General features: G+C 61.7%; 9 protein-coding genes. 2 read left to right on the top strand and 7 right to left on the bottom strand.

All coding sequences use genetic code 11. From position 1 onward, the window contains the following. Positions 1 to 5: 5 nt before the first annotated feature. From GPL81_RS26945 to ptsP, 4 genes are all read right to left on the bottom strand, one after another. Positions 6 to 1,547 (bottom strand): alkaline phosphatase D family protein, encoded by a 1,542-nt coding sequence (locus GPL81_RS26945; protein ID WP_160109179.1) that lies wholly within the window; start codon positions 1,545 to 1,547, stop codon positions 6 to 8. Positions 1,548 to 1,714: 167 nt separating this feature from the next. Then, entirely contained in the window at positions 1,715 to 3,454 is a 1,740-nt protein-coding gene (locus GPL81_RS26950; RefSeq protein ID WP_160109180.1) for a PTS fructose-like transporter subunit IIB, read from the bottom strand. A gap of 11 nt (positions 3,455 to 3,465) precedes the next feature. After that, the gene (gene pfkB / locus GPL81_RS26955; protein WP_160109181.1) at positions 3,466 to 4,407 is read right to left on the bottom strand and encodes a 1-phosphofructokinase; all 942 of its coding nucleotides are present in this window, start codon (positions 4,405 to 4,407) and stop codon (positions 3,466 to 3,468) included. Next, a complete protein-coding gene (gene ptsP / locus GPL81_RS26960; protein ID WP_160109182.1) occupies positions 4,407 to 7,268 on the bottom strand; it encodes a phosphoenolpyruvate--protein phosphotransferase in 2,862 nt (953 codons plus the stop codon). Before ptsP ends, pfkB begins: the two co-directional genes overlap by 1 nt. A gap of 293 nt (positions 7,269 to 7,561) precedes the next feature. Between ptsP and cra the strand changes: the two genes are divergently transcribed. Next, complete coding sequence (gene cra, locus GPL81_RS26965; protein WP_096513497.1) at positions 7,562 to 8,557, top strand: catabolite repressor/activator; 996 nt, start codon at positions 7,562 to 7,564, stop codon at positions 8,555 to 8,557. Between the two features lie 3 nt (positions 8,558 to 8,560). Beyond that, positions 8,561 to 9,337 (top strand): TatD family hydrolase, encoded by a 777-nt coding sequence (locus GPL81_RS26970; protein WP_160109183.1) that lies wholly within the window; start codon positions 8,561 to 8,563, stop codon positions 9,335 to 9,337. Positions 9,338 to 9,466: 129 nt separating this feature from the next. Here the strand turns inward: GPL81_RS26970 and GPL81_RS26975 are convergent, their stop codons facing one another. From GPL81_RS26975 to ampD, 3 genes are all read right to left on the bottom strand, one after another. Further along, positions 9,467 to 11,497, bottom strand: coding sequence for a methyl-accepting chemotaxis protein (locus tag GPL81_RS26975; protein ID WP_160109184.1), 2,031 nt, complete (start codon positions 11,495 to 11,497; stop codon positions 9,467 to 9,469). Between the two features lie 205 nt (positions 11,498 to 11,702). Next, complete coding sequence (gene ampE / locus GPL81_RS26980) at positions 11,703 to 12,539, bottom strand: regulatory signaling modulator protein AmpE (RefSeq protein WP_160109185.1); 837 nt, start codon at positions 12,537 to 12,539, stop codon at positions 11,703 to 11,705. After that, a complete protein-coding gene (gene ampD, locus GPL81_RS26985; RefSeq protein WP_160109186.1) occupies positions 12,536 to 13,111 on the bottom strand; it encodes a 1,6-anhydro-N-acetylmuramyl-L-alanine amidase AmpD in 576 nt (191 codons plus the stop codon). Before ampD ends, ampE begins: the two co-directional genes overlap by 4 nt. Positions 13,112 to 13,192 lie beyond the last annotated feature (81 nt).

A 13,192-nucleotide genomic window follows, 5' to 3' on the forward strand; every position in this document is an offset into this window, starting at 1 on the left:
TGTTGTTATGCCGGCTGCAACTTCTGCTCAAACACCGCCACCCCATCCAGATCCCGCAACACCACGCTCAATGCCCCGCTCTGCCCTTCGATATTCACCTCGCCAAAAAACTGAAACCCGGCAAACGGCGACATGTTTTGCGCAGGTGGTGCTTTCTGGAACACCACCTCGGGGCCGAATGTTTCATCCAGCGGATTAGGCCCGTAGCTACCGGCATTCAAGGGTCCTGCGACGAACTCCCAAAACGGCTCGAAATCCTGGAAGGCGGCGCGATCCGGGTGGTAATGATGCGCCGCGCAGTAGTGCACATCCGCCGTCAGGAACAGGAAATTGCGCACCTGTTGCGCCCGCAAGAAACCCAGTAGCTCGGCGATTTCCAGCTCTCGCCCCTGGGCCGGTCCAGGGTCGCCATTGGCCACCGCTTCCCAGCGCGCCACACCGGGGCTGACCTCGCCATCGGGGACGCCGAGGCCGATGGGCATGTCGGCGGCAATGACTTTCCACTGGGCCTTGGAGGCTTTCAGCGAAGCCTTCAGCCAGTCCAGTTGTTCACGTCCAAGGAAAGGCTTGGCGGCACCCAGGTTGTCGTCATTGGCGCCGCGATAACTGCGCATGTCGAGCACGAATACATCCAGCAAGGGCCCATAGCTGAGCTGTCGATAAATCCGCCCGCCACCATCGGCGCCCTGCAAGCGCATCGGTGCGTACTCGAGCCAGGCCTGGCGCGCGCGGTCCACCAGGCTGTGGATATCTTTGCTCTTGTACCGTTGGTCCAGTTGTTTGCCCGGCGACCAGTTGTTCACCACTTCGTGGTCGTCCCACTGCCAGATCTGCGGCACTTCGGCATTGAAGCGGCGGATGTTCTCGTCCATCAGGTTGTAGCGGTAATTGCCACGGTAATCGTCCAGGGTCTCGGCGACTTTGCTCTTGGCCTCGCTGGTGAGGTTGCGCCATACCCGGCCGCCTTCGGTGACGATCTGCTCAGGCACGGGACCGTCGGCGTAGATGGTGTCGCCGCTGTGGATAAAGAAGTCCGGCAGACGCAGGCGCATGGCTTCATAGATGCGCATACCGCCGATGTCCGGATTGATGCCGAAGCCCTGGCCGACCGTGTCGCCGCTCCAGACAAAACGAATGTCGCGGCGAGTCTGGGGCACGCTTCGCAGATGGCCGAACCAGGGTTCGCTGGTGACGCCGCTCTGGGCATCCTCAAATTGCACCCGGTAGAAAATCGCCTGATCGGCGGGCAGCCCAGTGAGCTCCACCCGAGCCGTGAAGTCGGTGCGGGCATCCGCCAGGGGCGAAACGAACCGCCGGGGGTTGGGAAACAGGCTGCGGGTGTCCCACTCCACCACCATTCGCGCCGGACGATCACAGCGGCTCCAGATCATTGCGCGGTCGCCGAGCAGGTCACCCGACTGCACACCGTCGGTGAGTTGCGGCCGATCCTTGACCGAAGCGATCACCGCCGGCGCCAACCCCGGCAACAACAGCCCGGCGCCGACGGCTTGCATGACTCGACGACGGCCGAGGTCGAATTCGCTCATGGTGTTCTCCCTGAAAAAGGAAAACTGAAGCACGTGCGCATGACGCCCGTGTGAAAACGCGATCTCTGCGGGAGCGAGCCTGCTCGCGAAGGCGTCGTGTCAGTCTACTTCTACTTTACTGACAGACCGCCTTCGCGAGCAGGCTCGCTCCCACAAGGGGGTCGGTGTCAGGCGCTGACGGGGTCGACTGCCAACTCCACCACTTCGGACCGTTTGACCAGCGCATACACCACCGCCGTCAACAAACTCCCCGCCACAATCGCCAGCAAATACAGCAGAGCATGATTGATCGCATTCGGAATCATCATCACGAACAAACCGCCGTGGGGTGCCATCAATTTGCAGCCGAAATACATCGACAACGCACCGGTCAACGCACCACCGGCAATACTTGCCGGAATCACCCGCAGCGGGTCTTTGGCGGCAAACGGGATCGCGCCTTCGGAGATAAAACACAAGCCCAGCACCAACGCTGCCTTACCGGCCTCGCGTTCAGTTTGCGCAAACTTGCGCCGGGCAATGAACGTGGCGATCCCCAGGCCAATCGGTGGCACCATGCCCGCCGCCATGGTCGCCGCCATCGGCGCATAACTCTGCGACGCCAGCAGCCCGACCGAGAACGCATACGCGGCCTTGTTGATCGGCCCGCCCAAGTCGACGCACATCATGCCGCCCAGCAGTACGCCGAGCAGAATCGCGTTGGTGGTGCCCATGCTGTCGAGGAAATGCGTAAGCCCGGCAAGCATGCCAGCCACCGGTTTGCCGACCACGTAGATCATCACCAGACCGGTGAACAAACTGGCCAGCAGCGGGATGATCAGGATCGGTTTCAGCGCTTCGAGGCTTTGCGGTAACCGCGCATAACGATTGATCGCCTGGGCGGCGTAACCGGCGATAAACCCGGCAATGATCCCGCCAATGAAGCCCGCGCCCAGGGTGCTCGCCAGCAAGCCGCCGATCATCCCGGGGGCCAGGCCCGGTCGGTCGGCAATCGAATAGGCGATGTAGCCCGCCAGCAACGGCACCATCAGCTTGAACGCCGTGTCGCCACCGATCTGCATCAGCGCTGCCGCCAACGTCCCCTCTTCCTTGAACGCGGTGATGCCGAACACGAATGACAGGGCGATCATCAGACCGCCCGCCACCACCATCGGCAACATGAAAGACACACCGGTCAGCAGGTGTTTGTAGACCCCGGTCTTCTCTTGCTTGACCGGGCCTTTCGCACCGGTCGCCGCGCTTTCCTGCGCGCCTTCGGCCAGCGCTTTGTTCAGCGTCGCTTCGGCTTGCTTGAGGGCAATGCCGGTGCTGCAACGATAGATTTTCTTGCCGGCAAAACGCTCGGTGGCAACTTCGATGTCTGCGGCCAGCAGCACCACGTCGGCATCGGCAATCGCTTGCGTACTCAAGGGATTGCGCGCGCCCACGGAGCCCTGGGTTTCCACTTGCAAGTCATAGCCCAGACGCTTGGCGGCTTGTTGCAAGGCTTCGGCAGCCATGAAGGTGTGAGCGACACCGGTCGGGCACGCGGTGATCGCGACCAGACGCGGGGCGTTTTTAGCGAGGGTCACAGGCTCGGCCATGGCGTTGGGGGCAGCGTAAACCTGAGCTTCTTCAGCGCCGCGCCGCAGCACCGCTTCGACATCTTGCAGGGCTTGAGCCGGCGTACTCTGGAAGACGCGTTTACCGACGAACCGCGACATATCCACCGGTGCACTGGTCACCAGCAACACCCACTCGGCTGCTTCAATCGTGGCCGCCGACATTTGCCGCTCGGGATGTGCCGCATCGTTGACTTCGACACTGGTGCTCCAGCCCTGTCGCTGGGCCGCCGCATCCAGCAAACGGGCGCACAGCACACTGGTGACCATGCCGTTCGGGCAGGCAGTAACAATGGCTAACTTCATGACCAACCCTCTTATTGTTCTGTCAGGGGACGCACGCGCACACCCTGTTCGAGCTGCGCCAGGTACGCCGCATCGTCGATGCCGAAACCGATCCGTGTCACCGCCATCGCGGCAATCGCTGTGGCAGTACGCAAGGTCTGTTCGGGCGTGTCGGCGCTGAGCAACCCATGGAGCATGCCCGCCAGCAACGCGTCACCCGCGCCCACCGTACTGGCAACGCTGACCTTGGGCGGCGTGGCATGCAGCGCCGAGCCGACGCTGAACCAGTTCACGCCCTCGGCACCGTGGGAAATCACCACGTGTTCGATGCCCTGGGCGTGCAAGCGGCTCGACGCTTCGGCCTGGGCCAGCACCGAAATCACCTCGCCACCCAGCACCTCGGCCAGTTCTTGCGTGTTGGGTTTGATCAGCCACGGGCCGGCCTTGAGCGCGGCCGCCAGGGCCTCGCCGCTGGTGTCGAGGGCAACGTTCAAACCGAGGTTTTTCAAGCGCAGCACCAAAGCCTGCAACCACTGCGGGCTGACGCCTTGGGGCAGGCTGCCGGCGACGACGACAGCGTCATGGGCCGGCGCAATCTGGTCGAGCCGATCAAGCAACGCTTGCTGCGCCGCGGCACTGACCTGTGGCCCTGGACCATTGAGGTCGGTGATGCGGCCATCGCTTTCCGCCAGTTTGATATTGCTGCGCGTCTCGCCCGGCACACGGATGAACGCATCAGTAAAACCGCGTTTGGCGAACAGGGTTTCGAACGCCTGCTGGTTGTCTTCGCCGAGGAAACCGCTGACGGTCAATTGATGCCCCAGGTCCGCCAGCACCTGCGCCACGTTCACCCCTTTGCCGGCGGCGTGGGTGTGCATGGCATCGCTGCGGTTGACCTGACCGGGTTCCAGTTGCGGCAACTGCACGGTCAGATCCAGTGCCGGGTTGAGGGTCAACGTTAAAATCCTGGCCATTACAGGGCCTCCACTAATGCGCGCACTTCATTGGCGCTGCCCACGGCGAGTGCCGCTTGGGCGAGGGTTTGGGTCTGGCCCAGGCTCAGTTCACGAATCCGCGCCTTGACCTCTGCAATGCTGCGCGCCCCCACGCTCAGCTCATCCACGCCAAGCCCGACCAACACCGGCACCGCCAGCGGATCGGCCGCCAGCTCACCGCACACGCCAACCCATTTGCCATTGGCATGGGCCGCGCGCACGGTGATGTCGATCAGTTGCAGCACCGCCGGATGCAAGCCGTCGGCCTGGGCCGACAAGGTCGGATGGCCACGGTCAATGGCCAGGGTGTATTGGGTCAGGTCGTTGGTGCCGACACTGAAAAAATCGACCTCTTTGGCCAGCACCGGCGCCAGCAAGGCGGCTGATGGCACTTCGATCATAATCCCGAGCTGCAAGTCCGCCACCGGAATTTCCAGGCGCAGGCGTTCAGTCATGTCCCGGGCCTGGCGCCACTCATCAACGCTGCCGACCATGGGGAACATGATGCGCAATGGGCGGTTGTCGGCGGCCCGCAGCAGGGCGCGCAACTGCCCTTCCATGATCTGCGGCCGCTGCAAGGTCAGGCGAATGCCGCGTACGCCGAGGAAGGGGTTCTCTTCCTTGGCGATCGGCCAATAGGGCAGCGGTTTGTCACCGCCAACATCGAGGGTGCGCACCACCAGCGGCCGTCCGGCCAGGCCATCGAGCACACGGCGGTATTCCGCTTCCTGGGTCGCTTCGTCCGGCGCTTGCGGGTGGGCCATGAAAATCAGTTCGGTGCGCAACAGGCCGATGCCTTCGGCACCCTGCTCCACTGCGCTGGCAACACCGGCGCTTTCACCGATGTTGGCGACTACTTCGACCGCGTGCCCGTCGGTAGTCAGCGCCGGTTGATGACGTTGTTCGGCAGCGGCTTTGAGTCGCTGTTCACGGGTGTCACGCTCTTCGATGGCACGTTGCAGGGTCGTTGCATCGGCATCCACATGCAAACGACCGCGCTGGCCATCGAGCAGCAATGGTGTGCCCGATGCCAGCAGCAACACCGCCGCGCCGGCGCCGACCAGTGCCGGAATACCCAGTGCCCGGGCGACGATGGCGCTGTGGGCGGTGGCGCCACCCCGGGCGGTGAGAATGCCGGCGACGCGGGTCGGATCAAGACGCGCTACATCGGACGGGCCGACTTCGTCCATCACCAGAATGTACGGCTGCTCAGGCTCACTTGGGGTTTGGACACCACACAACTGTGCCAACACGCGACGACCGATATCACGCAAATCAGCGGCGCGCTCGGCCAGCAATGCATCCTGCAGCGACTCCTGTTGCCGGGCTGCGGCTTCGATCACCGACATCCACGCGGCCTCCGCGCTTTCACCCTGCTTGAGCCGGGTGTCGACGTCATCAGTCAGTTCCGGGTCGTCGAGCATTTCCTGGTGGGTGACGAAAATCTCGCGGATGGCCTTGGCCTTGCTGCGCTCGATCAAGCCGCCAATGTCACGCCGTACATCCGCCAGCGCCTGCTTGAGACGTTCGCGTTCGATGGCTGCGGACTCACCGCGCAGCGGGTAATCAATGTGTTGCAGCACTTGAATGTGCGCCGGGCCGATAGCAATGCCCGGTGCGGCAGCAATCGCCTGCAACAAACTGCCGGACGCGGGGGCCAACAGCACTTCGGCCACTTCGACGACGTCTTCCCGTGGCGGGCTCACCGCCGGCAATGGTTCGATTTCCTCGCCGAGGCCTTCTTCAATGGCTTTCAACAGCACCGGCAATGCATCGGCGGCGATGCCCGGCTCGGCGATGATTTCCAGCACCTGCCCGCGACGGGCGCCGAGGCTGAGCAACTTGCTCAGACTCTTCACCGACACTGCACTGTCCTGGCTATCAACGAGGCGGATACGAATATCGCCTTCAAAGCTTTTTGCCAATTGCGCGAGGATTTGCGCCGGACGTGCATGCAAACCGTGGGCGTTGGCCAGTGCGATACGCGCGCTCGGCCAGTCAGCCGGCAGTTCACCACCGAGCACCTCCAGCACCGCGCGGCAACTGGTGGCGCGCCCCAATTCGTGGCCGCGGCCTTCGATCAGCAACGCACACAGGCGTTCGAGCAAGGCTTGATGGGCTTCGCCAAGGCTGGCCAAACAGAACAGCCCACTCAGCGGCTGACCGAGGTAACGCAAGGGTTTGTCGGGCGTGACGAAGGCCAGCCCCGGGCGCTTGACCGTTTGTTCGCTGTGCAGCCACCACAGGCCATCGCCCAGCGGCAGCGCCTCGACCTGCTGCAACACAGCGGAAAAACCATTGCTGACACAGTCGGCCTGGCGCAGCAAACGTGCGCCGCGCCAGACCAACTCTTCGAAATCTTCGGCGGCAACGCCCAGGCCAATCATTTGCGCGTCCAGCGCCAGTTCCTGCGGTGCGCCTTGCAGCAGTTTCAACAAGGCTTCGGCGGAACCGGCGCGTCGCAGCGCCTGGCCCAGATCGGTTTCGCCGAGGGCTCGGGTCAGCAATTGCAGCAGGCGCAGGTGCTCATCGGATTTGGCGGCAATACCAATCGCCAAGTAGACGATGTGCCCGTCGCCCCAGTCCACGCCGTCGGGGAACTGCATCAGGCGCACGCCGGTGGTGAACACCAGGTCGCGGGTTTCCGGCGTTCCGTGGGGAATGGCAATACCCTGACCGAGAAAGGTCGAGCCCTGGGCTTCGCGTGCCTGCAAACCGGCGAGGTAACCCTCGGCGACCAGGCCGTCGGCAACCAGATGCCGGGCCAGCAACTGCAAGGCGGCTGACTTATCCACAGCCGACTGGCCCATGGATATCTGCTCAACAGTGAGCTCGAGCATGCTTTCTCCTTTTTGGCGCCTGTGGGCACCAGGTATTGTTTTTGAATGATTCAGCTTACGCGCTTGTCTGAAGACAGTATTTGGCGGTTTTGCGGCAGAACCGGCCAAAGGGACCAATTATCTGGAAAATACGCTTGCTGAAACGTTTAATCTAGCATGATTGGCACGTTACTCGATAATCTCGCCCACATGAAGTCCAATTGTCGGATGCGTCACGACAATGGTCGACTGCCCGAATCGGTTAGGATTGACGAAAATGTCGGGCATGCTCGCAAAAACAAGGAAATAACGGGTTGAAACTCAGTGATATCGCCCAGCTGGCCGGTGTGTCCGTTACCACCGCCAGCTACGTCATCAATGGCAAGGCCGAACAGCAACGCATCAGCAGTGCCACCGTCGAACGCGTGCGCGCGGTGGTCGATCAGCATGGCTTCACGCCCAATCCCCAGGCCGCCGGCCTGCGCAGTCGCCACACCCGTACGCTGGGTTTCATTTTGCCGGATCTGGAAAACCCCAGTTACGCGCGAATCGCCAAACTGCTGGAACAAGGCGCACGGGCTCGCGGCTATCAGTTGCTGATCGCCAGTTCCGACGACGCACCGGACAGCGAACGGCAATTGCTGAAACTGTTCCGCGCCCGGCGCTGTGACGCATTGATTGTCGCCAGTTGCCTGCCGCCCGGAGATGACAGCTATCGCCAGTTGCAGGCCAAGGGCATTCCCATCATCGCCATTGACCGGGTCATGGAGCCGGAGCATTTCTGCTCGGTGATCAGCGACGACCGCGAAGCCAGCCTGCACCTGACCCGCAGCCTGCTCGACCCGCTGCCCAAACAGATCGCCTTGATCGGCGCCCGCCCGGAATTGAGCATCAGCCAGGAACGGGCCGCGGGCTTCAAAGAGGCGCTGTCCGGATACAACGGTGTAGTGCTGATCGAACATGGCGAATCGTTCAGTCGTGAATGTGGCAAACAGTTGATGGAAGAACTGCTCCAGCGTGTAGGACATTTGCCCGAAGCCCTGGTGACCACGTCTTACGTGCTGCTTCAGGGCGTGTTCGATGCCTTGCATGACTTCCCTTTGAAAACCCGCCCATTGCGCCTCGGCACATTCGGCGACACCCAGTTGCTGGACTTTCTGCCGTTGCCGGTCAATGCCATGGCCCAGCAACATCAGCTGATCGCCGACAAAGCCCTGGCACTGGCCTTGGCCGCCATCGAGCAGTCCGATTACCAACCCGGCGTGCAAGCCATCGCCCGCACCTTCAAGCAGCGCATTCGCCAGGACTGAACCGTGGAGCTGATCGACACCCACACCCATCTGGATTTCCCGGACTTCGACGCCGACCGTCAGGCGTTGCTGGCCGAGAGCCGCGCCCTTGGGGTGCGACAAATGGTGGTGTTGGGGGTTTATCAGGGCAATTGGCAGCGGGTCTGGGATCTGGTGCAAAGCGATCCCGACCTGCATGCCGCATTCGGCTTGCATCCGGTGTACCTGGACGATCACCATCCCGAACACCTGGCGGAACTCGGGGATTGGCTGACCCGGCTCGCCGGTCATCGGCAACTGTGCGCGGTGGGTGAAATCGGCCTCGACTACTTCATCGAAACCCTCGACCGTGAACGCCAACAAGCGCTGTTCGACGCACAATTGCAACTGGCAGCGGATTTCAATCTGCCGGCGCTGATCCATGTACGGCGCAGCCATGCGGCGGTGATTGCCACGCTCAAACGGTTTCGCCTGAAGCGTGCCGGCATCATCCACGCCTTCGCCGGCAGTCGCGAAGAGGCCCGGGAATACATCAAGCTCGGTTTCAAACTGGGATTGGGCGGTGCCGCCACCTGGCCACAGGCACTGCGCATGCACCGCGTACTGGCCGAGTTGCCACTGGAGTCCGTGGTACTGGAAACCGACTCACCGGACATGGCGCCCGCCATGTTTGCGGGCCAGCGCAACAGTCCGGCGCACTTGCCGGCGATCTGTGAAGCGCTGGCCGGGATCATGGCGGTCACGCCGGAGCAGTTGGCCGCCGCGAGCACGGCCAATGCTTGCGACTTGTTCAACTGGTAATCACCGACAATACAAAACACCTGTAGGAGCGAGCCTGCTCGCGAAAGCGTTGCCACATCCAACATCCATGTGACTGACTAACCGCTTTCGCGAGCAGGCTCGCTCCCACATTTTTTACCGCGCTGCCTGTTAAACCCGAAACGCACTGATCAGTTGTTTGAGCTCCACCACCTGCGCCGACAACGCACGGCTGGCATCTTCGGTCCGGTGCGCACCTTCGGCAGTGCGCTCGCCTGCGCGATTGATCTCGACGATGTTCTGATCGATGTCATGGGCTACGGCGGTTTGCTGCTCCACAGCCGCAGCGATCTGCTGGTTCTGGTCGACGATCATCCCCACCGCGCCGAGGATGTTTTCCAGCGCCAGCTGGACCTTTTCCGACTGACTTACAGTGCCGTTGGCCATCTCATGGCTGACACCCATGGCCTTCACCGCCGCGCCGACTCCACCGTGGAGTTTGGCGATCATCTGCTCGATTTCCTCGGTCGACTGCTGGGTACGCTTGGCCAGCGTCCGGACCTCGTCCGCCACCACCGCGAAACCACGCCCCTGCTCTCCGGCGCGTGCCGCTTCGATCGCGGCATTGAGCGCCAACAGGTTGGTCTGCTCGGCAATGCTCTTGATCACTTCCAGCACGCGGCTGATGGACTGGCTGTCGCTGGCCAGCTGATTGATCACCAGCACCGATTGATCGATCTCGCCAGCCAACGCGGCAATGCTGCCCTGCTGGGATTGCACCAGCCCGCGGCCGCTGATGGTTTCGTCGTTGACACTGTGGGCACTGTTGACTGCCGCAGCGGCACTTCTCGCGACTTCCAGGGAGGTGGCGGACATCTGGTTCATTGCCGTGGCAACCTGCTCGATCTGCGTGCGCTGCCCGGCCACGGCCTGGTTGCTCTGCGCCGAGACATTCTCCACCTGCCCGGCCTGGCGCTCGACTTCACTGACGGTGTGGCCGACACGTTCGATCAGGTCATGGATTTTTTTTACGGTGCCGTTGAACACCTCACCCAACTCGCCCAACTCATCACGACTGTTGGCGCTGAAAGTGACGGTCATGTCCCCGGCCGCCACTTTATCCATCACCCCGCCAAGGCGTTTGAGCGTGGTGCGGGTTGAGGCATAGAAGCCGCCGTACAGGTAAAAGATCAATACGAACACCACCGACAACGCCACGGCTTGCAAGATCATGTGGGTGCGGTTCTGCTCCAGGCGCTGCTGCAATTGGGCGCCAAGAAACTTCAGGGTGGCTTCGTTGAGCTGGTAAGTCTGGTCCATCAGGCCGGAGACCTGACCGTAAAAAGTCTGCCACGGCGCATCTAGCGTGTCGGCCATGACCACTTGCTCTTCGAACAACTCACTGGCTTTTTTCAGCGTCGCCTTGCTGGTGTCGGCCTGCGCGGCCAGGGTTTCTCGTGCGGCTTTGCTGGACGCCAGCGCATCCTGCAACTTCAAGCCATATTCGCCCTGGAGTTTCTCGATCTGCGCCAACAGTTCATCGAAACGGGTACTCGACGATGAATTGAGAAAGCCCTGCCCCAACGAGTAAGACCCCATCGCCCGGCCTTCGCCCAATAGCTGGGTGACGGCCGGGGTGACGCTGGTGATGAGTTCGCTCAACTGGCGCATGTCGCTCTGGGTATCGCGACTCAAGCCTGCCTGACTGGCGATGATCTGGCTGAAAATCTGCGCATTGCCCAGCAACTTTGCGATCAAGGCACTTTTGCTTTGCAGGGAGGTTTCAGCCTGTTGAGCCTTGAACGCGGCGATCATTTCATCACGCTTGCCCTCAAAAACCGCGATTTGCTCCGGGTCGGTGGTCATCGCCGTCAGGCCCTGCAAACGGTTCAGCACGCTTTGTCCCAGGGTGCTGATCTGCGATTCGACGTTACCGGCCTTGCCGGACTGACCGAGGGTGACATTGATCTGCACCAGGTTGTTCAGGGTTTCCAGGTCACGCCGTAGCGTCAGGCCGCTGCCCAACAGGTCGAGGCTCTGCAGTTCGACCCGGGTGCCCTGGAATTCGCGATAGGAATCACGCACCAGATAAAAGTTGGTCACCAGCATCGGCACCAGGAACAAGACACTGATCAGGCTGAACTTCATGCCGAAGCTCAGGCGATTCATCAGCGCGACGGCGGGATAGAGCAAGCTCTTCACTGGAAGTCTCCCTTTGATTTCTTATTTTTATTGGCAGGCGCAGCTCGACAGCAGATAGCCACTATTGGGCGCTATCTCTATATAGCTCAAATCAAGGGAGGGTTTTGTAACATAAGGTTAACGGCGGACGCAGATCGTCGGACGGATGAACGCCCTGTGGCGAGGGAGCCTGCTTCCTCGCCACAATGGAATATGCTTCAACGGGTTACGGCAACACCGTCCACAATGCAAACCCCGCATACCAGAGCACTGCCGCCCGCAGCAGCAACTCCCAGATCCGGTCAAGGTTGATGATGCCTTCCGGTCCGACCACAGGTGCCGGGATTTCGGCGGCCACCAGCCCGGCCTTCTCGATCAATTGAGCGGCGCTGATGTTCCAGTTCAGCAGCTCGTGCAACATCACCCGGCTGACCGCGACAAAATTGCCAACCAGGGCAAAACTCGCCGCCAGCAAGCGTACCGGCACCCAATCGAAAGCATGACGCAGTTGAGCAGCGCGCTCGACTACCGTGGGGTTTTGCCCATGCTCTTCAGCCAGGGCCAGCAGCCGGTAGCTGAGGGCGGCGACCGGCCCCAGCAGGAAGTACCAGAAAATCACCGCGAAAAAACTCTGGTAGGCCTCCCACAACAAATGCCCTTCGACCCGTTCCAGCAGCTGCTCGCCGCTGTCGGCGCAGATATCGAGGTCGCGTTTGGCGACATGGGCCGCGGCTTGCAAGTCCTCCCGGCGCCAGGCGTCGCGAAACGGCCCCAGCCCTCCCAGCAGATCGCCCCGCCCCAGGCTGTAAATCACCACCAGCAGGTGCACCGGCAGCGTCAGCAGACCGTAGGCCACCGGGTCCAGCACCAGCAGCAGCAACCCCAATAGCGCGACCGGGAACAATACCAGTACGACCAAAACCAGCCATGGACTTTTAGCCAGGCGCGGGCTGGATTCAAGCTTGTGTAACTCGCGAACCCAACCGCCATCTCGCTGAACCTGATGGCGCAGGGCCGAGAATTTCTCGATCCACACCGCCAGCAGCAACACCAGAAAACTCATTGTCGTTCCTCTTTGTCCCCAGCGGCCTTGGCCAGGGCCGCACGATAGCGTGTCCAGTCGAATGCCGGCCCCGGATCGGTCTTGCGTCCCGGCGCGATGTCGCTGTGCCCGCAGATACGCTGTGGAGTAATGGCCGTGAAGGCGCTTTGCAGCTGCCGGGTCAGGGCAATCAATGCATCGTACTGGGCATCGGTGAACGGTAGATCATCCGTGCCTTCAAGCTCGATGCCCACGGAAAAATCGTTACAGGTTTCCCGCCCCTCGAAACTCGACACCCCTGCGTGCCAGGCGCGCTCAAGACAAGAGACAAACTGGGTGACGGTGCCGTCACGCTCGATCAGAAAGTGCGCAGACACCCGTAGATCGGCTATCCCTTCAAAGTAAGGGTGCTCAGTGACATCCAGGCGATTCTGGAAAAACTCCTGCACCTTGCCGGTGGCGAATTGCGCCGGCGGCAGGCTGATGTTGTGAATCACCAGCAGGGAAATTTCGCCCGTGGGGCGCGCATTGAAGTTGGGTGAGGGACACAAACGTACGTCCTGACACCAACCGCTCGCGGGGTCCAACTGCATACCGATTCCTTCAACGACGACTGTGTTGGTGCCCAGTATGCCGCGATAGCCCCTCCAGACGCGATCACTTGCCGCGATTGT

This window comes from Pseudomonas izuensis (assembly GCF_009861505.1).
Classification (GTDB): domain Bacteria; phylum Pseudomonadota; class Gammaproteobacteria; order Pseudomonadales; family Pseudomonadaceae; genus Aquipseudomonas; species Aquipseudomonas izuensis.